Here is a 24,333-nt window from a genome sequence, read left to right as displayed (position 1 = left end):
GTTCTTCCTGATGGTCAACAGGGTGAGTGCCCTGATGGGTTGACGTGGGCGGGCAGCGCGGGATGCCGTTACTGAGTGGGGACGTTGAGGTCGCGGAACGGGCCGATCTTGACTCTGAGGGTGTCGGCGGTGTCGGGTAGGGCGAAGAGGGTCCAGAACTCGCGGGTCTGGCCTGGTGCGAACTCTTCGGTGTTGATGCGGACGCCGGAGACGGCTGTGCATGCGCAGTAGGAGTCCACGTCGCCGTCGGTGGGAACCTCGAGGCGGCCTGGCCGGTACTGGCGGCGGGCCGCGAGGTCGGTCAGGCGGACGTTGCTGGCGGCCTGGTATTTGTACGCCTCCCAGTCCTGAGCATGGTGCAGGTCTCTGAACCAGGCCTCGGACGAGCCCCTATTGGTGATCTTGTAGGTGAGCAGGCCGAGGCCTCCGGGTAGCCGGCGCAGGCCGGTGACCTCCATCGCGATGGGCTGACCGTCGGCCTGGGCGCTGCCGGTCAGGTCGGTCGAGCCGGTGGTGGTCGTGGTCACCGGTTCCTGGACAGCGGGTTGAGGTTTGGGGAAGGTCACCGTGACGCGGCGATTGCGGCGTTTTCCCTCGTCGCTGTCGTTGCTGTAGAGCGGGCGGCGTGAGCCGTACCCCTCGGTCTGGAAGCGGACCCCGTTCCTGGTCAGCAGGGCCGACAGGGCGTGTTGTACGGCCTGGGCGCGGCGCAGCGACAGTGGGTTGTTGATGGCGTCGGTGCCGGAGGAGTCGGCGTGGCCCGCCACCGTCACCACCGTGGCGGGCGAGGCGTCGATGAGCGTCGCCGTGCGGGCCATGACCGACCTGGCTTTGGGGGTGAGGGTGGCCTTGTCCACCGCGAACAGTACGTCGGCGGAGAGGTTGACCTGTAGGTCCTTGCCGTCGTCGGCGGTTTCCTCGGACTTGTCCAGGGATTCGGAGGGGAGGATGAGGCGGCGGGTGACGGGGGTGACGGGTTCGGCATCGGGGTCGGGGAAGTCGCCGGCCGGAGCGTCGTCGCTGATGGGCACGTTGAGCATCGGTGGGCCCACGGGGGTGACGACGGTTGTTGTCGTGGGGTTGCCCGACGGCGCGGGCAGCACCGCGTAGACGCTGATCGACTGACCAGGGTGGATGAAGCGGCTGGGGACGTCGCGGTCCACCGCGCTGCACAGGCAGGGGGAGCTGGCGGGTTTGTAGGGCAGGAGCCAGGTCCGGGCCTGGGCGTCGAGGACGCCAATGCCGGAGGCCCATCTGATCTCGCCGAGCGGGCGGGTGTGGTCGCCCATCTCGCCGGGCCAGGACAGGTGCTTCTCGGTGCCGGTGTTGGACAGGCGGATCTGGGCGATGAGGTGTTTGCCCTTGACGCGGTTGAGGCCGACGACCTCGACCTTGAGATTCTCGGTCATGGTGCTGCGGGTTCCGGCCAACGCCGCGCCGGTGCTGGCGCCGCCGGTGGCTGCCGGAGTGTTGGAAGCGGGCGGGAACGGGGAGTCCTTATTCGACGGTTCCTCGCACCCGACCATTGCCAGGGTGAGTACGGCGCTCAGGGCCAGCCGTCGGCTGGAGCTGGGGGAGGCGTCCTGCCATCGGAATTGACGGAGCTTGGTCATGATCCTCGTTCTCGGTCGATGCGGTTGGTTGCGAGTGGACCCCGGGGTGGCGCAACAGGTGGTAGTGCACGCCGTTGTTCGGACCGGGCCGCGTCCGTTGTGCCGGCCTATGCCCGGCTCCTGCCTTTCCACCGTGGTCTCACCACACGCACTGGACGAAGCTTCATCCCGTCTTGTGACAGCCACGACCACCTCCCCCGCCGAGGACTGTCCAGGGTGGGAGTTGCCGGCGGATCCTGTAGTGCTCACTACAATTAGAGTGATCGTTACGGTAGATTCGTGGCCCCGGCATCGTCAAGGTCGCGGTGAGGCGAGAGGTGTGCGGAATGACAGGGACACGGGCAACGCGCAGGAAGCGCGCCAACGGCGTGGAGTCGCGGCAACGCATCCTCGACGCCGCCGTGCAGATCGCGAGTGAACGCGGGTATGAGGGGACCTCGATCGCGGCGGTGAGTGCCCGCTGCGGGTTGCCCGCGAGCTCGATCTACTGGCATTTCAAGGACAAGGACGACCTGCTCGCCGCAGTGATCGAGCGCAGCTTCGAGACCTGGCTGGCGGCCGTCGACCTGCCCGGCGAGGAAACCGGTACGCCGCTGCAGCGTTTCGTCGCCGTCGGTGCGGCGGTGGCCGCGTCGCTTGTCAACGCCCCCGACTTCCTGCGCCTGGGTCTCATGCTCGCCTTGGAGCGGCGGCCCGAGGAGCCCCGAGGGCGGGCCGTGTTTCTCCAGGTCCGCGAGGTCGCCCGACAGAGGTTCATCGAGATGATCGAGACGCTGCTGCCGGACCTCGATCCGGGGGACGTGCGGACCGTCGTGACGTACGCCCTGGCCGGGGCCGACGGACTGTTCCTGCAGCGCGAGATCCACGGCGATGCGGTCGATCTCGCGGCGATGTTCGAGCTGCACGCGCGGCTGGTCTACGAGGCGGCCCTCCGGATGGCCCCAGGGGCTTCCCATGACCATGCCAAGCCCTAGCTGAGGTCAGCGGTGGTGGTGGTGTCTAGCGCGTCGAGAGGAACCACAGCATGACCGGCCAGTTAGCCAGGATCGACGTCCATCAGCACATCCTGCCGCCCTTCTACCGCGCCCTACTCGCTGAGGCCGGCATCGCAGCGGCGGGCGGTCGGGCGCTGCCCACCTGGACACCCGAGTCCGCACTGGACCAGATGGACCTGCTCGGCACCGCCGTGGCCCTGCTGTCCGTCTCGACCCCCGGCACCAGCTTCCTCACCAGCCCGACCGAAGCCGGCGACCTTGCGCGGCAGCTCAACGACTACGCAGCGGGGCTGGCCGCCGAGCATCCAACCCGATTCGGGTACTTCGCCACCCTGCCGATGCCCCACATCGCGGCCGCCACCACCGAGGCCCGTCGCGTCCTCGACGAACTACGCGCCGACGGCGTCACTCTGCTCGCCAACAGCAACGGCGACTACCTCGGTGGCCCCGACCAGGATGCACTGTGGCAGACCCTGGACGAGCGCGCCGCCGTCGTCTTCGTCCACCCCGCTGACCTGCCCGGACCAGCCATCGACGGCATCCCACCGTTCGCCGCCGACTTCCTGCTCGACACCACCCGAGCGGCCTACCTCCTCGTCCGAACCGGCGTCCTCCGGCGATACCCCAGAATCCGGTTCGTCCTCAGCCACGCCGGAGGCTTTCTGCCCTATGCCTCACACCGCATGGCCCTGGCCATCGCCGCCGACACCGCACGCAGCCCGCTGGACATCCTGGACGACTTCCGCACCTTCTACTTTGACACCGCCCTGTCCTCGAGCCCGGCCGCCCTGCCCACCCTGCTTGCCTTCGCCCGACCCGGGCGTGTGCTTTTCGGCAGCGACTGGCCCTTCGCGCCCATCCCGGCCGGGCAGTACTTCGCCAACGGAATCGACACCTGCCTCGAACTCGGGCAACTGCGAGCGGTCAACCGCACCAACGCCGAAGCCCTCTTCCCGCGCCTGGCCACCGGCAGCACGCCAGACCCCGACCATCGGGTGGCCGCGCGCCTGCAACGGGCAGCGCAGCGGAGCGCCGCCCGGCTCTTCTTCCGACTCGTCCAATCCGGCAACGGCGAGAGGAAGAGCCCGTGAACGCCACTGTGGACCGTCTGTTCGGCGGCGTCATGAGCCGGGGTGACGCGCGTCATGGGCAGGGGTGTGCAGCCGCCTCATCTCCTTCGGCGGCACGGCTCGGTAGCCCCGGCACACGGACCCTCAGCCCCTGCACCGCAAACGCCGATCGGCGATTGATCAGGCGCTCGTCGACGCGAAATGCCCCACGGCGGCGACGGCGAAGACGAGGAAGACCGCGGGAAACGCGATGTTGTGGAACACCCGCGCGCGGGCGTGAGCCAGGAGCGCGCCGACGAAGAACAGGACGAGGCCGAGGGCTGCGGCCAATCCGAAGGGACGTACGCCGAGAAGGCCGAGCACCAGACCCACGACGCCGGCCCCCTCGACCAGCGCGAGGTAGGGGATCCACCGCGCGGACAGCCCGACCTCGGCGCAGTTGCGCACCACGAAGTCGGCCTTGATCACCTTGGCGGTCACCTCGATGGCGTTGGCGAGGGCGCAAAGGATGGTAGCGACGACCAGGACTCCCTCCAGTACGGCGATCATGACGCGCGCCGGCGCGATCGAGCAATCGGTAAACTCACAGGTGCCTCCACGTGCGCGGGCTCATCAGGTTGTGGTCTCTCGCCCCTACTGACGCCCGGCACGCAGGAAAGGTGACCAGACGTGGAACTCGTCGAACACTTCGAGGCATCGAGGGCCCGACTGATGTCGTTGGCCTATCGCATCGTCGGCTCGCACAACGATGCTGAAGACGCGGTGCAGGCCGCCTGGCTGCGCGCGCGGTCGGCCGACCCGGCGCAACTGACCAACCCCGAGGGCTGGCTCACCACGGTGACGGCACGCCTGTGCCTCGACCAGCTTCGCGCCCGCCATCGCCGGCGTGAGGTCCCGCTCACGGCCGACGACATCCCCGGCGAGCAGCTCGCGGCCGACGAGGCGTTCATCCGCCGTGAGGACGTCTCCCGGGCACTGCTGGTCGTGCTCGACGAGCTGTCTCCTCCGCAGCGGGTGGCCTACGTGCTGCATGACCTCTTCGCCGTCCCGTTCGACGAGATCGGACCCGTGCTCGACACGACGGTGGCCGCGGCGAAGAAGCTCGCGAGTCGAGCGCGGATCCGGCTCAGGGACGCTCGTGCGATCGACCTGCCGGGATCCGCCCACCAGATGGAGATCATCGACGCGTTCCTCGCCGCGGCCCGTGGCGGCGACATCGCGCGGCTCGTCACGCTCCTGGCGCCTGACGTCGTCCGTACGGCCGACCTCGGATTCCTCGCGGACGGCACCGCGCCTGTCGTCCGGGGCGCCTGGCCGGTCGCGAAGGAGACCAGGGCGTTCGTGGACCGCATCGCCGCCGCCGCCCCGGTCCTCGTTGAGGGTCACCCAGGAGCGGTGATCGCCCCTGGTGGCCACCCATTCGCATTGATCCGGATCGGCGTCCACGACGGCCTCGTCACGAGCATCGACATCACGCCCTACGAGCGCGGGTCCGTGTCCCTCCCCGCTGCCTGGGGTACGTGATTCTCGAAGCTGCATACCATACCGTATGGTACGGTCGATTGATGGGAACACGTGAACTCTGGCTCGGCGAGGGTGTCGTGGTATTGACCGACGAGGGGCCGGCGGGTCTGCGGATCGACCGTCTGGCTGCCCGCCTCGGCCTGACGAAGGGGTCGTTCCATCACCACTTCACGGGGGTCGCCGACTACCACGCGGCGTTGCTGACTCATATCGAGCATGGACAGGTCAACCTGTTGGATGGGCTGTCAGGCGAGCTCGCGACAGTCGATCCGGTCCATGCCCTGCGGGCCCTTCCCTCGCGGCTCGACGAGCTGTTCGACGCCGAGCTGGATCGGGCGCTGCGGGCGTGGGCGATCGGGAACGACGGTGCGCGTGGCGTGGTCGAACGCGTCGACAGCGCACGGCTCACTTTCCTCGAGACCCTCTGGAATCGCGTTGTGCCTGACCCGACCCGGGCGCGTGCCGCCGCCCTGCTGCCGCATCTTCTCCTGATCGGAGCGAACGCCATCCGCCCACCGCTCGACGCTGCCAGTCGACGTGCGGTGTTCGACCTACTGCCAGACCTGATTCCCCATGTCTGAGGTCCCACTCGGGCGCCCCCGCCTGCGGACGGGCGCCGTGATTGCCGTCGCTGTTGCGCTCGCGCTGGGCATCGTGACTGCTACCGGGGTTCATCGCCTAGAAGGAGGAGACAGATGCCCGCTGCCGATGTATTGATCGTCGGGGCCGGCCCGACCGGGCTCACCCTCGCTGTCGATCTGGCCCGCCGTGGAGTTCGCGCGGTGCTGATCGAGGCCGCGCCCGCACTGCCTCGTCAGTCCCGAGGCAAGGGCCTGCAACCTCGAAGCCTGGAGGTGCTTGACGATCTCGGTGTTATCGACGCGGTTCTGGGACACGGCCAGTCGCGCCAGGACATCACCCTGTACCGCGATGGCCGGGGCCTTGCGCGGATACCCGCCGGTCTCGCCGAGCCGCGGGCGGACTTGCCGTACCCGAACATCGTGATGATTCCCCAGTGGCGCACCACCACGCTGCTCGCACGGCGGCTGCACGAACTCGGTTCCGCGATTCGGTTCAACACCCGCCTTGAGTCGTTCACCGCTGGTAGCGACGCGGTGCGCGCCGTGGTCACTACACCCGACGGCGGCCGGGAGGATCTGACCGTCCGCTACCTCGTCGGCTGTGACGGCGCGCAGAGCACCGTGCGCCGCACACTCGACCTGGAGTTCGCCGGCTCGTCCGACGAGACGCAGCGCTACCTGCTCGGTGATGTCACAGTTCCCGGTTGGCGCCCCGAAGTCGACGGAGCCGTTCGCTCACACGCATGGCTCGGCACCGACGGGTCATTCCTCGGTCTGGCTGGCCTGCCCGGGACCGGGCAGTGGCAGATCGGCGCGAGCATCGCCGTCGGCGACGACCTCGAGCCCACCCTGGAGGCCCTCCAGCGGCTATGGGACGAACGCACCGGCCACCCGCAGGTTCGCCTGTCCGACGCGACCTGGTTGTCGAACTTCCGGGTCAACGTCCGCATGGTCGAGGGCTACCGCCGCGGTCGAGTCCTGCTCGCCGGCGACGCCGCGCACGTGCACCCGCCCACCGGAGGGCAGGGCATGAACACCGGCATCCAGGACGCCTACAACCTGGGATGGAAGCTGGCCGCCTGCCTCAACGGCCACGACGACACCCTGCTCGACACCTACCAGGCTGAACGCCTTCCCGTCGCCCGTCGTGCGTTGGCGCAAAGCACCAACATCCTCGACGTGGTCACCAACCGCAATCCACTCGTCCGGTTCGCCGTGCAACGCCTGCTCCTGCCGCTACTCAGCCGACCCTCGATCAACCGCAGGCTCGCCGCACGTGTGTCCCAGATCGACATTGGCTACCACGACGGGCCCCTGGCGGACGACGAGCTGTCCGGCGGCCGCGTCCGACCCGGCGATCGGGCCCCCGACGCCCGCCTCGTCGATACCGCAACCGGGCAGCCGCTGCGGCTGTTCGACCTACTGCGCGGGCCACAATGGACGCTGCTCCTCGTTGGTGACGCCTCCGCTGGCCGCCTCGACTGTGATGCTCTTCCCGACGAGGTGCACACCTGCTTGATCACGCCCGCGCGGTCGACGTCGTTCTCCGGCCGGGTGGTCATCGACCGCGACCGTACGTTTCGCCGGGCCTACCGAGCAAAGCCCGGCACAGCGTTGCTCATTCGCCCGGACGGCTACCTCCACTGGCGCGCGCACACCCCCTGCGCCGACGCGGTGGCCAAGCACGTCCTCGGCGCGGGCGCGCACCCCCCACCCGCTGCCGCCACCCGACGACAGCCGGGCACGTGAGAAGGCCAAGACACCGAGGAGGGCTGAGCCTTTCCACTGAGGCAGGGTGGCTGACCGGCACGGCAGCAGAAGTCGAGAACGGGCCGTAGACGATGGCGGGTCACCGTCGTCCGACATGGTGAGGCTTCATTCACGTCCAGTGTGGTTGATCGTGACCCCTTACCTGAGGAGTCCTTCGAGATGGTGCAACCCTGGTGGCCGCTGGCCTTGTTGGCAGTGATCCAGCTCTGCGACGCGCTGCTATGCGTAAAGCCGGTCGCCTTCATTCGGCAATGTTTGACCGACGTCCGGTTCCCCGAACGCTTCTGGAAGTTTCTCCCCCCGCTCAAGGCTGCCGCAGCGGCTGGGCTCATCGTCGGGATCTGGGTTCCGCCGCTGGCGGTGCTCGTGTCTGCGGCGCTGGTCTGCTACTTCGCGGTGGCGGTCTCGGCGCACGTCCGCGCCCGCGATTTCGGCCGCAACCTGTTCCTGAACGCGACAGCCATGTTGGTCATCTGCTCGGCGACGCTGGCCTTCACCGTCCAAACCGCATGATCGAACACGCGACGACGGCGCGGATTTGATCATCGCGCGTAACGCTTCGTATTCGGCTGGTGGGACGTTGGAGCGCCTGCGCCGGATCGCAACCTGCAGCGCGTCCAATGCCAGGTCGATCTGATCGATCGCGGCATAACGGCGAACAATCGGGGGGTTAGGATCGTGGAGTTTCGGATCCTGGGCACAGTCGAGGCATGGGCGGGCGGGAAACAGGTCGATCTCGGTTCGCGCAAGCAGCGCCTGGTGCTCGCGGTCCTGCTGCTGGAACCCAACCGAATGGTGCCGCTGGACCGGCTGGTCGACCTCGTCTGGGGCGAGGATGTGCCGGCGTCCGCACGAGCCTCGATCCAGACGCTCGTATCCCGGCTACGTGCGGCGCTTCGGCAGGTCGGCGACGGGCCCGCCATCGTCGGCCGGGGAGCGGGCTACGTCATACGCGTGGATCCGCTCGCGATCGACGCGCATCGGTTCACGGACCTGATTCTCGCGGCTCGCTCGTCGGAAGACGAGCGCGCGGTCGAGCTGATCGACCAGGCGCTCGCCCTCTGGCACGGCGAGGCACTCGCAGGCGTGGCGTCCACCGAAGTGGCCGAACGCCTGTGCGGTCACCTCGATGAAGCCCGATGGACCGCCCTGGAAGACCGCCTGGACGCCCAACTACGGCTGGGCGACGGCCGACGGCTGCTCGCCGAGCTCACCCGGCTCGTGACCGACCACCCGCTGCGGCAGCGGCTCGTGGGCCAACTCATGCTGGCCCTGCACCGCGACGGCCGCACCGCCGCCGCGCTCGACGTCTATCGCACGCTGCGGAAGCGACTGGCCGGCGACCTCGGCCTCGATCCGGCACCAAAACTGGTGCGGTTGGAATCCGCGATCCTGCGCGCGGACCCGGCGCTGGATCCGGCCGCGAGACCCATGGACACATCACCACCCGAGCCGGTACGACCGGCGCAGTTACCGCCCGCCGCCCACGGATTCGCCGGACGCGCAGAAGAACTCGCCCGGCTCGACACCGGATTGGAATCCGCGTCGGGCATGAAGATCTGGGTGATCAGTGGCACCGCCGGCGTCGGCAAGACGGCGCTCGCCCTCCACTGGGCCCACCGCCACCGGGAGAGGTTCCCGGGTGGGCAGCTCTACCTCGACCTCCGTGGCTTCGACGCCGAGCACGACCCGCTCAGCGAGTCCGCCGGACTCCTCCAGTTGCTCAGCAGCCTCGGTGTCGATCACCGGCTGATCCCAGCGGATGCGGCGGGCCGGGCCGCCCTGTTCCGCTCACTGCTGGCCGGCCACCGCGTCCTGCTGGTGCTGGACAACGTGCGCGACGCCGCCCAGGTGTACGCGCTGATTCCGTCGGCGGGCACGGTCATCCTCACCAGTAGGCAGCGGCTCGGAGAGCTGATCGCCCGCACCGGCGCGCAAACACTGTCGCTGTCCGTGCTCACCGCCGCCGACTCTCGCCGGCTGCTGGAGGCCTCGCTCGGCGTCGACCAGGTCGCCACCGAAGCAGCCGCAGCCGGGAAGCTGGCGGATCTCTGCGGTCACCTGCCGCTCGCACTGCGGATCGCGGTGGCCAACATCGTCGCTATTCCGAAGGCGGAGATCACCGGGTTGGTGCAGGAACTCTCCGATGGCGACCGGTTGGCCGGGTTCACCGTGGACGGCGCCGAGGAAAGTGCCGTCACGAGAGCGTTCGCCTCGTCCTACTGGGCGCTTCCGGCGGAGCATCGCCTGCTCTTCCGTCGCCTCGGGCTGCTGCCGGGACCGACGTTCACTGCACTGCCCGCGAGCGTGGCCGCCGGGCTGCCCCCGGCTCGGACTGACCGACTGATAAAGGCACTGGCCGCGGCGCACCTGATCGAGCAATACACACGCGGGCGCTTCCGGCTCCACGACCTGCTCCGAAGGTATGCGGTCGGCCGGGCGCTGGTAGAAGACACCGCTGTCGAGCTCGAACACGCTCGCCGACTCGTCCTGGACCATTACCTGCACACGGCTGACGCGGCGGGCAGGCAGCTCATCTCTCACTTTCTGCGGCTGCCGAGGAAGGTGGAGAACGGGATCAGCTTCCCGGACAACAACAGTGCGCTCGCCTGGCTCGACGCCGAGTGGCCGACTCTCGCCGCCGCGGTCGGTCAGGCAGCGGCGCGAGGTCCACGACCGCTGGCATGGCACATCGTCGACGCCCTCCGCGCCTATTTCCACCAGCGCGGTCACCGGACGGAATGGGTGGAGATGGCCTCGTTGGGGCTGGAAGCCGCGCACGGCGAGGGCGACGAACGGGCGCAAGCTGCGATGCACCAGAGCATCGCGCTCGCCTACGTCAACATGGGCCACTACGTCGAGGCACAAGACCATCTCGACAGTGCACTACGGCGGAACGCGGCCGACGGCTGGCACGAAGGCCGCGCCGCCGTGCTGAACAATCTCAGTGCGGTGCACCAGCGCCTCGGTGACCCCCACGCGTCGATCGACTGCGGGCTGGAATCGCTGGACCTTCAACACAAGTTGGGGAATGGCGCCGGGAGCGCCATGACACTGGCGAATCTCGGCTTCGCCTATTGGCAGTTGGGCCTGCTGGACCAAGCGCTGGAGCACTTCGGCCGGGCGCTGGAACTGGGGGAGCGGCAACGCGCCCGCTTCAGCGTCGCCGTCCTGCTCGTGGATCTCGGGAACGTGCACCGTGACCTCGGCAACCCGGACACGGCCGAGGAGTTCTACGCCCGGGCGCTGGCCGCCAACCGTGAACTCGGGTATCACTACGGCGAAGCGACCGCGCTGTCCGGCCGTGCGCTGCTGCACTGTCAGACCGGCCCATCGGAGCAAACCCTCGACGACGCCCGGTCGGCAGTCGAACTGACCAGGAAGATCAGTGACCGCGGCACCGAAGCGTGGGCGCTCAACGCCCTCGGTGATGTCTGTCTGCGGTTGGGCCTGCCCGCCGAAGCCGCAGACCATCACAACCGAGCCCTGCAGGTGGCGCGCTCGACCAGCTTCCGCTGGTGTGAGGCTGACGCGTTGCGCGGCTCGGCCATGGCGCTGCTGAACCTCGATGTCCTCGACGAAGCCCAGGCCCGAGCCACGCTCGCCATCGACCTCGCTCACCGGGCCGGGTACCGGCTCGTCGAGGCCCGCGCATCGCACGCCCTCGCCGAGATTCGGGCGAGGCTAAATGGGGCATCTCGCAAGTCGGTGGAGGAGTAGCCGGGCAGGGCTGCTGGTGTCACCCGACGTTCAGGTAGAACGGTCCTCACCTCGACCGGACACGGCCAGCATCATTAAGAGCTCCTAACTCTTTGGAAGTGGTCGAGTCGGCGCCAGCAGGTGATGGCGCAGGCGAGGGTGAGAAGCGAAGTCTCCGGGTACGGTCGCCCTGTGGACCTTCGATCTCGGCGAGCTGCCAGCAAGCGTGTACTTGGAACCATGGCGATAGCTGGAGGTTTCCTGGCCTGCGTGCTCACGATGGCGAGCGACTCCGGGCACGCCGAAACGTATGTCATTGCGGGACTCCTTGTCCTGGCAGGGATCGGGCTGCGTATTGAGGCTGCAATCATCGATACAGCAGTGCAGCTGCCGTTGCTGCCACCATCAGCGCAAACGTTGGCCGATGCGAGTGGCAACGACGCCGACAGCGCGAATAGCTCGTCGTCACAGACAAGAGACCGCAGTCCGCAGTCGCCGTAGGACCAGACGATGCCGAACTCGCAGCAGAATCCGGCCAGACCGTGGTCGTCAGCGGCCATAGCCTGCCGCAATGATCAGATCCGAACACCGCGCCTTGCCGGATCGCGGCCCGGACTCCGCCTCGGCTCGACCGCCCTTATGAAACAGGCCCTAGTTGGATATCGGTTGTCTGCTGACGAGGTGAAGGCGCGATCCGACGCCCCTGCGGCGTCTAGCTCTTTGCGCGAAACCCCGGATGAGCTCAATGGAGCTTCAGGCCCTCCTTGACGACTCCCTCTCCCGCTCGGCCGGGCACCTATGGGACGGGGCGCGCTTCAGAAGGATCGGGATGCTCACTACGTCGCGCCTGCGCTGTCGCCCGTCCTCCCTGGTCGAGGTCGATTTGCGAGCCGAGCCGGACGAGTGCATGGGTTCTGCAAGCGCGTCACGTGACAGTGGTCGGACTGGCCCATCAACTGGCAGGAGCCGATACGTGCGGAAAATCCTCAGCCTGGTCTTGACTGTTCTGTCAGTCGTCATGTCCGCGGCGACAGTCGCGCATGCCGACGACGGGCCCGTGACCCGGGTGACGCTGACCAGCGCGAACAGTTTCCACTCGCGGGTCGAGGAGCGTCTGCTGAGCAGGACGGTCACCCTCGCGGCCGGTGAATCCCGGCACGTGCGCGGACGCCTCCAGGCGACCAGCAGCGTGCAGCAGATCGTGTCGATGAACAACACCCTGAAGTGTGTGAACCCAGCCGGCGCAGTCGTCGGCACCACATCAACGTCGTCGCGGAACCACGAGGGCTCGGACACCACCTATTACGCCAAGCCTGGGCACCTGCCGATCTACGCCGACCTGCTCTTCACCGCGCCATCGGCGGGCACCTACACCTGCGGCATGTACGGGTACACGGCCTCCACCTCGCTCGACGGCTACTACCTGACCGCCGTCGCGACAGACACCTGGCTGGAGGTGAGCGACACCAGCCAGGTGGGTGCGCGGTGGTGGCAGAACCCGGCGTGCAGCAGCACCGGCACGTCGAGCACCTGTACTTACGTCGGCGCCGGTACGTCTACGGCCTGGGTGTTCTACGACGACGGCACCCCCGTGCACAAATGGAACGCCGCCGCCAATGCGACCTCGGCTCAGGCGCTGGCGACGCTGGAACTGACCACCTGCTACACGGGCACCGCGTCATGCAAGAGCGCCATCGACGCGTACGAGCAGCCGCGCGGGACGAATGCGGTGGTCGACGTGCGTTTCGAGTTCATCCAACTCGACCGGACCGCCCACACCTGCCGCACGACGAGCACCGCAACCTCGCGCAAGACGATTCGCGACGACGCCCACCACTACGTCGCGAACTTCGCCCTCACCGGCGTGCCGATCGACCCGACCTGCGGAACCCGGACCTTCATCATGCGGATCTTCGTGAAACACGTCTCCGGTAATCCGATCAAGATCGACGGGGTCCAGAGCACGACCTCATTGACGAACGGCATCGCCATGAACATCTTCTGACCGTCGCCGGCCCCGGCTGCCCGACCGCCCGTCAAAGAGGACATGGAAAGGATGCGGGCCCTCCACGGGAGGGGCCCGCATTCGTGCGTTCCGTAGGCCGAGGTGGGGCCACCGCGATCCGGCGGTAGGCGGACTGCAGGCGGATTGCAAGGGGACTGCGGGCATCCCGCGCGAAGGTAGCGGCATCGAGCCCATCGCCCCAAGAGGAGGTTCCGTGCGTAGACGCATGGTGTTTGTGAGTTGTGTACTCGTAGCGGTCGCGGGTACGACGTCCGCAGCCCAGGCAGCGGTGTCCCCGGACCGAGCGGCCGCACAACCGTCGCTCGCCGGTTTCGCCCCGGCCGTCGACGTCGACGCGATGAACCGGCAGTTCCACCACCTGGAAGCCATTGCCGCCGGAAGTCCGGAGGGCTCGGGCGGCACGTACTTCGACGAGAAGACCGGGCAACTGGTCGTCCGGCAGGTGGCGAACGCCGACGGCGCGCGACTGCGGGCCGAGGTGGCGGCACGCTCGCGACAGGCGGGCGAGGTGCCGGTCCGGTTCGAGACCACGACGGTGTCGATGCGGCGGCTGGAGACCGCCACGAAGGCGTTGAAGAGTTCCCGGGCCTGGGCCGGCGGCAGCGCCGGGAGTGTGCACCAGGTATGGCTGGACCGCCTGACACCGCAGATTGTCATCGACGCCTCCGGCGACGCCGAGGCCCTCGTCGCGGCGGCGGTCAAGGCCACCTCCCTGACTCCGAGGGTGTCCCTATCGAAGACCGGAACTGTCGAGGCGAGCCGCCGGGTCGACAGCGTCCCCTACTACGGTGGGCTGGCACTGTTCAACAGCGTTCCCGGAAACGCCCGTACCGCGGACGCATTCTGCACGACCGGATTCCGGATGACCCGCGGCGGGACCAACAGCAACTGGGTGACCACCGCCGGACACTGCGGCCCGAACCAGCGCAACTTCTGGCACGGCGGCTGGAACCTGCGGGTCAGCTCGAACTACTACAGCCTGGGCACGGACGTCGCCATGCTGGCGGGGGAGAACGGCGCCTACTTCAGCCGGCACTCCTGGTTCGGTGGGCGGGACACCAGCACGTCACACCCGGTGACGGCGAAGTTGACCGGATGGCCCGCCATCGGGTCGGCGGTCTACCTGTCCGGTGCCAACGGTGGTCTGGTGTACGGCCTGGTCCGGGACACCAACAACACCGACTGCAACGGCACGCCGACGGTTGTCGTCGACACGGTCACCGGGCACCCGAGCGACGGTCCGGTGCTCGGTGGCGACTCGGGCGGACCGGTCACGCGATGGAACACCGCCACCTCGGCGACGAACGACCTCACCGCCGAGGGCATCATCACCTGTAGCAACAGCTCGAGCCGGGCGGACTTCACGCCCATCCACCGCGTCGAGGCGGCCACGGATGCCGTCGTGGTGATCGGCGGCAACTGACCCGGTCCGGTACGCGGGCGGCGAGCGTGCCGCCCGCGTACCGGTGCCTTGGGGCCGGGGTCAGTTCGTGTACGACGACGTTGTCGGCTCGGGAGGCGAAGGCGCGCCGGGTCCAGGTGCCGTTGCTGTCGGTCCAGGTGGAGGTGACCTCTCCGGTCCGGAAGTCGGTGATGCGGGCGTACCCGTTGGCCGTGGTCATGCCGGGCGTGCTGATCTGCAACTCGAAGCCGGGGTGGTAGGTCTGGGTCCAGCGCAGGCTCCAGCCGGCCGCGAAATCCGTGTTGGCTCCGCCGTAGTTCCCGGCCAGCGCCTTGTCCCGCGCGTCGGCCAGCCGCCCCTGGAGTACCGGCGAGGTGACACCCCGGCTCCCGTTGGGCAGCACGAAACGATGGTTATCGAAAATCACCTTCTCGAGGGCGGCGTTCCGTACCGGACCGCGCCGTACTCACCGTTGCCGGTGAGGAACCCGTCCGTCCAGGTTGTCGCCGCCCTCGCGTCGTGGATCCCGCGCTCGGGCAGGGTGACGTGAGGCGCGGCGGCGGTGGCCCGTCCGGCGCCCACGGCCGGGATCAGGACCGCCGAGCCGGTGGTCAAAGCGGCGGTGGCGAGCAGGCGCCTCCGGTTCACGGGCAGGTCCGTCATCAGGAGTCCCCTTCGACACCGAGGCTGAAGGTTGTGCGTCATATCGCCCGCAGCCCGTGGGGTCTGGGCTACGCCGCAGCGTCCGACACTCGTGGGGTGGCGCTCCGGGTCGGCGACACGGTCTACGTCTCCGGGCCAACTCTCGCACGACGACCAGGGCATCGTGGGTGAGAACGACATCCACAAGCAGTGCGAGATGACGTTCGCCCACCTCGACCGCTTGCTGGAGCACTTCGGTGCGACGCGCCGTCAGGTCATTCGGACCACCGTGATCCTCACCAACCGGCGGGAGAACTTCGGCTCGGCCGCCGCCGCGCACAGCGCCTACTTCGGTGACCACCGGCCGACGAGCACGACCTTCGGGGCCGTGGAACTGGCGCTCCCGGGCCAGGTCGTCGAGATCGGCGCGGTCGCGCTGCTCAACCTGCCGCGCTAGCTCGATCGTCAACCTGGTCCGAGCTGGTCAGGCATGCTGTCCTGGGGGCCAGGAGCACTGGCCAACGAATCCCTCACGTAGCACCGCCGGAACCGACCGATTGACCGGCCGATCCGGTGCCGGCCGTAGCGTCCGACACTCGTTACCTAGAACCCAACCGGACGCGCCTGCGCACGGGGTGCGCTCAACGGGCGCGGCCGGCCGAACCGAGCACCCGAGCACCCGAGCACGGCGACCGTCACCCTCTCGTGACAGCGCCAAGGATGTGAGAAGCGATGACAAGCCTGGCAACGACGACGAGCTGGCCGAGCCTGCGGGTCTCGGACTGGACCGCCACTCGCGACACCCTGCACATGTGGACCCAGATCGTGGGCAAGATCCGCATGGCGCACGCTCCGTTTCTCAACCACTGGTGGCAGGTGACCCTGTACGTGAGCCCGCGCGGGTTGACGACATCCGCCATCCCGTACGGCACGGGAGCCTTCGAGATCGAGTTCGACTTCATCGATCATCGGCTCGACATTCGCACCAGCGACGGCGGCGCGCAGAGCCTCCCGCTCCGGCCGATGCCGGTCGCCGAGTTCTACTCGCGGGTCATGGCCATGCTCGACGAGCTCGGGATCGAGGCACCGATCCGGCCGCGCCCCAACGAGGTCGACCCGGCGATCCCGTTCGCCGAGGACCACCAGCACGCCTCCTACGACGGTGAGTCGGCCGCCCTGTTCTGGCGACAGCTGTTGCAGGCGAACCGGGTGATGGGCGAGTTCCGCTCACACTTCGTGGGCAAGGTCAGCCCGGTGCACTTCTTCTGGGGCGGGATGGACCTCGCCTGCACCCGCTTCTCCGGCCGGTCGGCCCCGCCGCACCCGGGGGGCGTGCCCAACTGCGGGGACTGGGTCATGGTCGAGGGCTACTCCCGCGAGCTGTCCAGCTGCGGGTTCTGGCCCGGCGGCGGTGAGGAAGGTGCCTTCTACTCGTACGCCTACCCCGCACCCGACGGGTTCGCCGAGCAACGGATCGGCCCCGAAGGCGCGTACTTCAGCAGCGAATTCCAGCAGTTCCTCCTGCCCTACGAGGTCGTACGCGCGGCACCGGACCCGGACCGCGCGGTCGCCGAGTTCCTCCGCACCACCTACGAGGCCGCCGCGGACCTCGGGCGCTGGGACCGCTCCGCGCTGGAGGACAACCCATCTCGCTGGGACCGAAAATCTGCATCGTGACGACAGAGACTGGCGCGGCATCAATGGGCGCACGGGCGGACCGGTCGTGCGCCCGTGGGCGTCTAGGGCCCGTGTCAAAGCCCCTGGCCGGACTGTGCCTCGGCTCGACCGAGGACTTAGACACAGGCCCTAGCTGAGCCGTAGGTCTCCAGCGAAGTCGATCCTGGCCAGCTGCCTACGGGAGGTGATGCCCAGCTTGGGGTAGACGTTGGCCAGGTGGTGGCCGACCGTGCGGGGGCTGATGAGCAGCTGCGCCGCGATCTCCCGATTGGTCAGACGGTCCGCGGCCAGCTGCGCGACCCGGAGCTCCTGCGCGGTCAGCCCGGCTGCTGTCGGAGGATCGGCTACGCGGGGGGTGCCCCCCGGGTCGGTCAGGGCCTGCTCGCGTAGCGCCCGCACCCGCAGTGGGTCCGCGCCCAGGCGGTCAAAGGTCTCGGCGGCTGCGGCGAGCTGAGTACTGGCGTCGGCCCGGCGGCGTGCCCGCCGCAGCCACTCCCCGTAGAGCAGCCGAGTGCGGGCGTACTCGAACGAATGCGCCCCCGCCCCCGCGACGTCCAGGGCGGCTCGGAACGAGATTTCGGCCGCCGATCCGCCCTGGACGAGGGCCCGGAGACGGTGGCTGGCTGTGCGGGCCCAGGTCGCACCCGTACGCTGCGCCCACTCCTGCACCATGGCGACCTGAGCCACGGCGACGTCGCTGCTGCCGACCTGCACCGCCGCTTCGACGGTGTCCACGGCGGCGAGCAGCGCGATGGTGGCGTGGGATGCCTCGTGGCCGGACTCGACGAGGCACAGCAGGTCACTCAGCGCCTTCTGTGGACGGCCGTCGAACAGCGCTGCCCGTCCACGAAGCCAGTACGCCGATGCGCTGAGCGCTCGCACCCCACGCGGCACCGAGACCCGCAGCATCCGGGTGCCCCGACACCGCAGCACCGTCGCGTCGGATGCCGCACTGACGGCGTACTCGAGCAGTGTGGTCTTGCCGATGCCCGGCTCACCCCACAGCACGAGCCCGGAACCCGCGCGATCCGCCGCCCGATCCAGCAGCCGGTCCAGCGCCGCGGTCTCGGCGTGCCGTCCGAACAGTTCCATGTCTCACCCCATTGTCGCCTGGCCGTGATGCGAGCACGGCCCATCGCGGCCAGCGGACGAAATCGGTCTGGCCGTTGGACGCGGCAGCCGTGCCGCTTGCGGTGTTGCACGCACGTGTCCTGCTGGACCACGACGAGCGCGTCCCTCCATGACAGCGTGGACGCGCCCGAGGCGTCAGTGACGCGGTGTCACGATCGCTGGTGACCTGGTGTCACTGTTCGTAGCCGGGTGAGCGCCGAACACTGGGGTGGTGACCGCCGCGCCGGTCGGCCCCGTATCGGACATGAAATCTGATGGAGGACACATGGTAGTGAATGTGAAAGATGCCCCCGAGGCCAAACAGTACGAGGCTCGGTTCGAGGGAGAGTCCAAGGTCGCGGGTATCGCGCAGTACATCCGCACCACGGAACTCATCGCGTTCGTACACACCGAGGTCTCGTCGGAGTACGAGGGCAGGGGAGTTGGGGCGGCCCTGGCCCGCACCGGCCTCGACGAGGCCCGCGCCGCGGGCCTGCTGGTCCTGCCCACCTGCCCATTCTTCGCGGGGTGGATCGCCCGGCACCCCGAGTACCAGGACCTGGTGTACCAGTCCCGCAGCAGAGTCAGCGACTGAACAGCAGGGCAAGTCAGCGAGATGGAGGTCGGTATGAGCAGCGGAACCGCGAAGAAGGCATACGAGGGCCAGTCGATCACCGTGACCTTTCAGGCCACGCGTTGCCTGCATGCCGCCGAGTGCGTCCGCAGCTTGCCGGAGGTCTTCGACCCGGGCCAGCGCCCGTGGATCCGACCCGACGCTGCCGAGGCCGAGCGCTTGGCCGAAGTGATCCGGCGCTGTCCCTCCGGAGCGTTGCAGTACGAACTCGTCGACGGTGGGGCGGAGACCCCGGATCGGCCCACGCGGATCACGGGCGACTCCGCCGGACAGTAGATCGTGCGCGGACACTGCCTCGACCGTGTGGCGGCGACAGGGTTATCACTGGTGCGGCAAGTCTTGAGTAGGGGAGTCAGATGCGAAAAACCTTGTCGGTCGTGCTCGTTTCGGCGGTCGCGGCGATGTCGCTGGTGTCGGTTCTGGGGGCTTCCCAAGCGACGGCGCAAAGCGGGTTGAAGTGGGGTCCGTGCCCCGCCGACAGCGCGCTGCCCGGACTGGAATGCACGACGGTCCAGGTTCCCCTGGACTATCGGAAGCCGCAGGGGCGGCAGCTTGACGTGGCGGTCTCCCGTCTGCCGAGCAAGGACCCGTCGCGGCGCCGGGGCGTGTTGGTAACCAACCCGGGCGGTCCCGGCGCCGGGGGACTGATCTACCCGGGCCTGCTCGCCGGCAATCTGTCGCCGCAGCCGCTGCCGCGCAGCGTCCAGGACCAGTACGACGTGATCGGATTCGACCCGCGCGGTGTGGGCCACAGCTCGCCGGTGACCTGTGACGTGACGCCGGAGCAGATCGCCCGGCGCAACCTTTGGTACCCGGCTGACGCGGCCGGCGTACGGAAGGACGCCGAGATCGCGAAGGCGATGGCCCGGCAGTGTGCGACATCGGAGACGGCCGCGCTGCTGCCCCACATCACCACCGCGAACACCGCACGGGACATGGACCGCATTCGGGAAGCGCTGGGCGAGCCGAAGATCTCTTACCTCGGTGTGTCGTACGGCACCTACCTCGGTGCGGTCTACACGACGATGTTCCCCCAGCACAGTGACCGGTTCGTGCTCGACAGCAACCTCGGCCCCGGTGGTTACGACCTCACCGCCATGCGACGGCTCGGCCGCGGCCTGGAGGACCGGTTCCCGGACTTCGCGACGTTCGCCGCCGCCAATCCCCAGTACGGACTGGGCACGACGCCGAAGCAGGTGCGCGCGAAGTTCTTCGACCTCGCCGCGCGGCTGGAGAAGTCACCGGTGCAGGGCGTGGACGGTTCGTTGTTCCGGGGGATCACGTTCGACCACCTCTACAGCGACGTGAGCATGCCCACCCTGGCTGCAGTGTGGAAAGCGCTCGACACGAACGAGTCGATGCCGCCCGAGCCGCCGCCCGCGAATATCGACAACGCCGTCTCCGGCCGCCTGCATGTCATCTGCGGCGATTCGAAGTGGCCGAGTTCCGTCCGCGATTATCAGCGGGCCGTCGCGGTCCACCGGGTCAAGTACCCGATGGTCGGTGCCGCCGCGGCCAATATCGGTCCGTGCGCATTCTGGCCGTCCCCGGTCGAGCGGCCGGTGCGAATTGGTGACCGAGGGCCGTCGAACGTGCTGATGGTGCAGAACCTTCGCGACCCCGGGACCCCGCTGGTCGGCGCCCGCGAACTCAGGAACGCGTTCGGTGACCGGGCGCGGATGGTGACGGTGGACCAGGGTGGCCACGGTGCCTACCTGCTCTTCGCCAAGAACATGTGCGCCAACAACACGGCGACGGCCTTCCTCACCACCGGCCAGCGTCCGCGGCACGACATCACGTGTGCGGCCGAGGCCGGCTGAGCGACGGAACCTACTGCCCTCGGCGGGCACCGGCGGCGTAGATCGTCGTCATCTGACAGATGTCTCGACGCGGCGCGGCACCAAGACTGCGGGTAGTTCCATCGATGCGTGCTCGCACGCGCGATCACGCCTGCCGGAGGTCTGCCATGCCGACGACACACTCAGCATCCGCCCCACCGGGTCCGGCGAAGAAGCCGGTTCTCCGGTGGCCACGGCGCTCCCGACAGCCCAGGCCAGCGATCGCCCTGCTCGTCATGACCCTGGTCGCGACGACCGCGACAGCTGTCGCCGGTCCGGCCACGCCGGCCTTCGCCAACGACCACTACGGCAGCATCGAATCCGCCGCCGAGGCGAACCGGGACTGGATGGCACGGGTGTCGGACGACGCCAGCCTGGCCGACCTGTCGATTCCCGGCACCCACGACACCCTCGCGCTCTGCGGCCAGTCGGCGGGCAACGGCGACTGCGAATTCATCTCGACGAGCCTCACCCAGACGCAGGAACGCCACGGGTACAGCGCGGAGACCCTGGCCACCCAACTGGACGCCGGCATCCGGTCGATCGACATCAGGGTCCGGGTGGACAGGGGCGACGCCGGACTGACGTTCACCGTCCACCACGGTGTCTACTACCAGTGGGCCAACTTCACCGACGTGCTCACGAAGATCGAGACGTTCCTGCGGGCGAACCCGACCGAGACGGTGCTGCTGAACCTCAAGGCCGAGTGCCTGGGCAGCGATGGAAGTTGCGCCGACGCGGAGGGCTACGACAGCACCGAGTGGCGCCGGAAGGTGTTCGACTCGTACCTCACCGGCCGCTACCACACCGGCAACGGTGACGAGACGAGGCAGGGCAGAGCCTGGGGAAGCCTGTTCTGGAGCAACTCCGTCAACGGTGTCGAGCAGACGACCACGCCGACCCTCGGCGCCGTACGCGGGAAGATCGTCCTGCTCGGGTTCCGCGGACCGGCCGGCGGCATCTACGGCGGCTACGGCATCGGGCAGCTCTACCCCGCCGGCGGCTCCTACGAGGGCTACGTGCAGGACAACTTCACCGTCACCCAGGTCAGCGACATCGACGACAAGTGGGAGAGTGTTCGGACGCACCTGCGCAAGACCAACGGGGTGTGGGACGCCAACCGTGGCGAGCAGACCCGACACGACCACGAGCCGGGCTCGCTCTACATGAACTTCACCAGCGGCACGGGTGGCCTGGCCCACCCGTACACGGTCGCCGGTGGCACCCCGACGGCGACCGGGGTCAACGAGTTCCTCATCCAGTGCCTGCGGGCCAGCAACGACAGGTGCCCGGAGTTCTACCCGAACCGGGCGGGCAACTTCGGTGGACGCCAGACCATGGACCGGCTCGGCATCGTGATGATGGACTTCCCGGGCGGAAAGCTGATCGACGAGATCGTCGCCCGCAATCCCGCCGGTCGGGCCGGCGGCAGTCGCAACGGCGGGGCCGGCGACCCGATGGAGCAGCATGCCGGCGGTGACAACGGAGGCACCCGACCGGTGGTGCCGACGGACCACGCGCAGTGCCGCCCGGACGGCATGATCCCGACCGCCGGCACCAGCACCCCCTACTGCCGGGTCTACCAGGGCGACGGCCGGGAGTGGCTCGGCCAGGGCCGGAGTCGTCGGGTGATCGGCTACTTCAACGGCAGCCGTACCGGGGCCGACGGCAAGCCCTCCTACCTGGTCAAGAACATGCCGTGGTCAAAGCTGACCCACATCAACTACGCCTTCGCCCGAGTCGAGAACAACCGGATCTCGGTCGGAGCGGATGGCCCGAACAACCCGGCAACCGGCATGACCTGGAACGTTCCCGGCACCGAGATGGACCAGAGCCTGCCGTACCGGGGGCACTTCAACCTGTTGACCACCTACAAGCGTCAGCACCCCCGGGTGAAGACGCTGATCTCGGTGGGCGGCTGGGCGGAGAGCCGTGGCTTCTACGGCATGACCACAAACGCCGACGGTACGACCAACCAGGCCGGGATCAACACGTTCTCCGACTCGGTGGTCGACTTCCTTGGCCGGTACGGCTTCGACGGCGTCGACATCGACTTCGAGTACCCGACCGTGCTGGACGACACCGGCAACCCGAACGACTGGAACGATGCTCGCTCCCGCCGCAAGGGACTGCCGACCTCGTACACGGCCCTCATGAAGACGTTGCGGGAGAAGTTGGACCGGGCGTCTGCCACCAACGGTCGCTACCACCTGCTCACCTCCGCCACGTCGGCCTCCGGCTACCTGGTCCGGGGCATGGAGAACCAGAAGGCGCTGCGCTACCAGGACTACACCAACCTCATGGCGTACGACTACCACGGCTCCTGGAACGACGTGGTCGGTCCGAACGCCGCCCTGCACGACGACGGCAAGGACCCGGAGCTGAGCGACCTGTACTCCACGCCGGAATATCAGAAGATCGGCTACTTCAACACCGACTGGGCCTTCCACCACCTGCGCGGCGCGATGCAGGCCGGGCGGATCAACATCGGCATCCCGTACTACACCCGGGGTTGGCGCAACGTCACAGGTGGCAGCAACGGGATGTGGGGCAGATCCGTCGGCAGCAACTGTCAGCCGGGTACCGGCCTGGTACGTCCGTGCGGCAACGGCGCGCTCGGCATCGACAACATCTGGCACGACCTCGACGCCAGCGGTCAGGAGGTCGGCGCCGGGGTCAACCCGATGTGGCACGCCAAGAACCTGGAACGCGACCTCACCCCCCGTTACGCGAAGGCGGTCGGCCTCACGCCGGACAGCGACCCGAACGATCGGCGCACCGGCACGTACGACCGGCACTGGGACGCGACGACCCGTACCGCGTGGCTGTGGAACCCCGAGAAGAAGACCTATCTCTCCATCCAGGACACCGAGGCCTTGGACCAGGTCGTCGACTACGTCAACCGCAAGGGCGCGGGTGGCGTGATGATGTGGGAACTCTCCGGTGACTACGAGTGCCCGGCCGAGGCGACCGCCGACAACCCCTGTGTGATGGGCTACAGCCTGACCAACCGGCTGCACGAACGGCTCCAGGGCGCCGCCGCGTACGGCGACAGCCGCAGCGCCGGCAGTTCGGTGCAGCGTCCGGCACTGGCCCTCGACGTGACAGTCGACCTGATCCGCTACCCGACCGACACGGCGAGTCTATGGCCGCTGACCCCGACCGTCCGGATCAGCAACAACACCGGAGTGACCATCGGCGGCGGCAAGGGCAACGTCATCTCGTTCGACCTGCCGACCTCGACACCCCCGCTGATCAAGGACGGCAACTGGCAGACCGGCGCCCAGGGCGGCCGGTGGCAGGTGCAGGCCGGGCACACCGGCCCCAACGTAGGCACCGGACTGTCCGGCGCCTTCCACCGGGTCAGCCTCACCCTGGACTACTGCCAGATCATCCCGGCCGGACAGAGCCTGGACGTGCCGATCATCTACTACATCCCGGCCACCGGGCCGGTGAACACCACAGTCAAGCTGGGCGGCACCACGTTCGCCTCGGTGCCGGAGCAGAACCGGGGTGCCGCGAAGGTGATCCCGGCGACGGGCGGGTGTTCGGCACCGGCCTGGGACGCCGGCAAGGTCTACAACCCGGCGACCCAGTCGGTGGAGAACACCACAGTGAAGTACGCCGGCAAGGTCTGGCAGGCCAAGTGGTGGACCCAGGGCAACGTGCCCGGCACCGGGGCCAACTCGGACCTGGAGCCCTGGCGGCTCATCGGCCCGGCCGGCTGACGCGGAGGCGGTGGCATCCAGGTC

Annotated in this window: 20 protein-coding genes; 15 read left to right on the top strand and 5 right to left on the bottom strand. The window is 68.4% G+C overall.

What is annotated here, in order from left to right:
* Positions 1-68: 68 nt before the first annotated feature.
* Complete coding sequence (locus AB0C19_RS02000) at positions 69-1,613, bottom strand: OmpA family protein (protein WP_357178003.1); 1,545 nt, start codon at positions 1,611-1,613, stop codon at positions 69-71.
* Between the two features lie 326 nt (positions 1,614-1,939).
* On the opposite strand from AB0C19_RS02000, the gene AB0C19_RS01995 reads away from it, so the two are divergent.
* Positions 1,940-2,587: a TetR/AcrR family transcriptional regulator gene (locus AB0C19_RS01995; RefSeq protein ID WP_357178000.1), complete on the top strand. Its 648-nt coding sequence runs from the start codon at positions 1,940-1,942 to the stop codon at positions 2,585-2,587.
* 50 nt (positions 2,588-2,637) lie between these two features.
* The gene (locus AB0C19_RS01990) at positions 2,638-3,699 is read left to right on the top strand and encodes an amidohydrolase family protein (RefSeq protein WP_330438202.1); all 1,062 of its coding nucleotides are present in this window, start codon (positions 2,638-2,640) and stop codon (positions 3,697-3,699) included.
* 159 nt (positions 3,700-3,858) lie between these two features.
* On the opposite strand, the gene AB0C19_RS01985 is transcribed toward AB0C19_RS01990, so the two are convergent.
* Positions 3,859-4,227 carry a DoxX family protein gene (locus tag AB0C19_RS01985; RefSeq protein WP_238684345.1) on the bottom strand — a complete coding sequence of 123 codons (369 nt, stop codon included), beginning with the start codon at positions 4,225-4,227 and terminating at the stop codon, positions 3,859-3,861.
* A gap of 120 nt (positions 4,228-4,347) precedes the next feature.
* On the opposite strand from AB0C19_RS01985, the gene AB0C19_RS01980 reads away from it, so the two are divergent.
* From AB0C19_RS01980 to AB0C19_RS01950, 7 genes are all read left to right on the top strand, one after another.
* The gene (locus AB0C19_RS01980) at positions 4,348-5,202 is read left to right on the top strand and encodes a sigma-70 family RNA polymerase sigma factor (RefSeq protein WP_357177996.1); all 855 of its coding nucleotides are present in this window, start codon (positions 4,348-4,350) and stop codon (positions 5,200-5,202) included.
* A gap of 41 nt (positions 5,203-5,243) precedes the next feature.
* Positions 5,244-5,783 carry a hypothetical protein gene (locus tag AB0C19_RS01975; protein WP_357177993.1) on the top strand — a complete coding sequence of 180 codons (540 nt, stop codon included), beginning with the start codon at positions 5,244-5,246 and terminating at the stop codon, positions 5,781-5,783.
* A gap of 114 nt (positions 5,784-5,897) precedes the next feature.
* Complete coding sequence (locus AB0C19_RS01970) at positions 5,898-7,532, top strand: FAD-dependent oxidoreductase (protein ID WP_357177990.1); 1,635 nt, start codon at positions 5,898-5,900, stop codon at positions 7,530-7,532.
* Between the two features lie 180 nt (positions 7,533-7,712).
* Positions 7,713-8,066 carry a DoxX family protein gene (locus tag AB0C19_RS01965; RefSeq protein WP_196924178.1) on the top strand — a complete coding sequence of 118 codons (354 nt, stop codon included), beginning with the start codon at positions 7,713-7,715 and terminating at the stop codon, positions 8,064-8,066.
* A gap of 165 nt (positions 8,067-8,231) precedes the next feature.
* On the top strand, positions 8,232-11,273 hold the full coding sequence (locus AB0C19_RS01960) for a tetratricopeptide repeat protein (protein WP_357177986.1): 3,042 nt from the start codon (positions 8,232-8,234) through the stop codon (positions 11,271-11,273).
* Positions 11,274-12,081: 808 nt separating this feature from the next.
* Complete coding sequence (locus AB0C19_RS01955) at positions 12,082-13,257, top strand: hypothetical protein (RefSeq protein ID WP_357177983.1); 1,176 nt, start codon at positions 12,082-12,084, stop codon at positions 13,255-13,257.
* A gap of 289 nt (positions 13,258-13,546) precedes the next feature.
* On the top strand, positions 13,547-14,701 hold the full coding sequence (locus AB0C19_RS01950) for a hypothetical protein (protein WP_357177981.1): 1,155 nt from the start codon (positions 13,547-13,549) through the stop codon (positions 14,699-14,701).
* Here the strand turns inward: AB0C19_RS01950 and AB0C19_RS01945 are convergent.
* Together AB0C19_RS01945 and AB0C19_RS01940 are read right to left on the bottom strand one after the other, a co-directional pair.
* The gene (locus tag AB0C19_RS01945; RefSeq protein WP_357177978.1) at positions 14,640-15,083 is read right to left on the bottom strand and encodes a glycoside hydrolase N-terminal domain-containing protein; all 444 of its coding nucleotides are present in this window, start codon (positions 15,081-15,083) and stop codon (positions 14,640-14,642) included. The two genes, AB0C19_RS01950 and AB0C19_RS01945, sit on opposite strands and share 62 nt — an antisense overlap.
* Before the next feature lie 20 nt (positions 15,084-15,103).
* Positions 15,104-15,343, bottom strand: a complete 240-nt coding sequence (locus tag AB0C19_RS01940) for a hypothetical protein (RefSeq protein WP_357177975.1) — start codon at positions 15,341-15,343, stop codon at positions 15,104-15,106.
* A 91-nt stretch (positions 15,344-15,434) separates the two neighbouring features.
* Between AB0C19_RS01940 and AB0C19_RS01935 the strand changes: the two genes are divergently transcribed.
* A complete protein-coding gene (locus AB0C19_RS01935) occupies positions 15,435-15,779 on the top strand; it encodes a RidA family protein (protein WP_357177972.1) in 345 nt (114 codons plus the stop codon).
* 275 nt (positions 15,780-16,054) lie between these two features.
* Positions 16,055-16,999: a DUF5996 family protein gene (locus tag AB0C19_RS01930; RefSeq protein ID WP_357177969.1), complete on the top strand. Its 945-nt coding sequence runs from the start codon at positions 16,055-16,057 to the stop codon at positions 16,997-16,999.
* A gap of 129 nt (positions 17,000-17,128) precedes the next feature.
* Here AB0C19_RS01930 and AB0C19_RS01925 read toward each other — a convergent pair whose 3' ends face one another.
* The gene (locus AB0C19_RS01925; protein WP_357177966.1) at positions 17,129-18,091 is read right to left on the bottom strand and encodes a LuxR C-terminal-related transcriptional regulator; all 963 of its coding nucleotides are present in this window, start codon (positions 18,089-18,091) and stop codon (positions 17,129-17,131) included.
* Between the two features lie 304 nt (positions 18,092-18,395).
* Between AB0C19_RS01925 and AB0C19_RS01920 the strand changes: the two genes are divergently transcribed.
* From AB0C19_RS01920 to AB0C19_RS01905, 4 genes are all read left to right on the top strand, one after another.
* Positions 18,396-18,704 (top strand): GNAT family N-acetyltransferase, encoded by a 309-nt coding sequence (locus AB0C19_RS01920; protein ID WP_196925686.1) that lies wholly within the window; start codon positions 18,396-18,398, stop codon positions 18,702-18,704.
* A 33-nt stretch (positions 18,705-18,737) separates the two neighbouring features.
* Positions 18,738-19,019, top strand: a complete 282-nt coding sequence (locus AB0C19_RS01915) for a (4Fe-4S)-binding protein (RefSeq protein WP_357177962.1) — start codon at positions 18,738-18,740, stop codon at positions 19,017-19,019.
* Between the two features lie 80 nt (positions 19,020-19,099).
* On the top strand, positions 19,100-20,563 hold the full coding sequence (locus AB0C19_RS01910; protein WP_357177959.1) for an alpha/beta hydrolase: 1,464 nt from the start codon (positions 19,100-19,102) through the stop codon (positions 20,561-20,563).
* Positions 20,564-20,817: 254 nt separating this feature from the next.
* Positions 20,818-24,309 carry a phosphatidylinositol-specific phospholipase C domain-containing protein gene (locus AB0C19_RS01905; RefSeq protein ID WP_357177956.1) on the top strand — a complete coding sequence of 1,164 codons (3,492 nt, stop codon included), beginning with the start codon at positions 20,818-20,820 and terminating at the stop codon, positions 24,307-24,309.
* The last annotated feature ends 24 nt before the right edge of the window (positions 24,310-24,333 follow it).

Source organism: Micromonospora sp. NPDC048842 (genome assembly GCF_040649935.1).
In the GTDB taxonomy this organism is placed as follows: Bacteria; Actinomycetota; Actinomycetes; order Mycobacteriales; family Micromonosporaceae; genus Micromonospora; species Micromonospora hortensis.
Note: the sequence above shows the minus strand (reverse complement) of the source record. Positions and strands in the feature narration are given on the sequence as shown.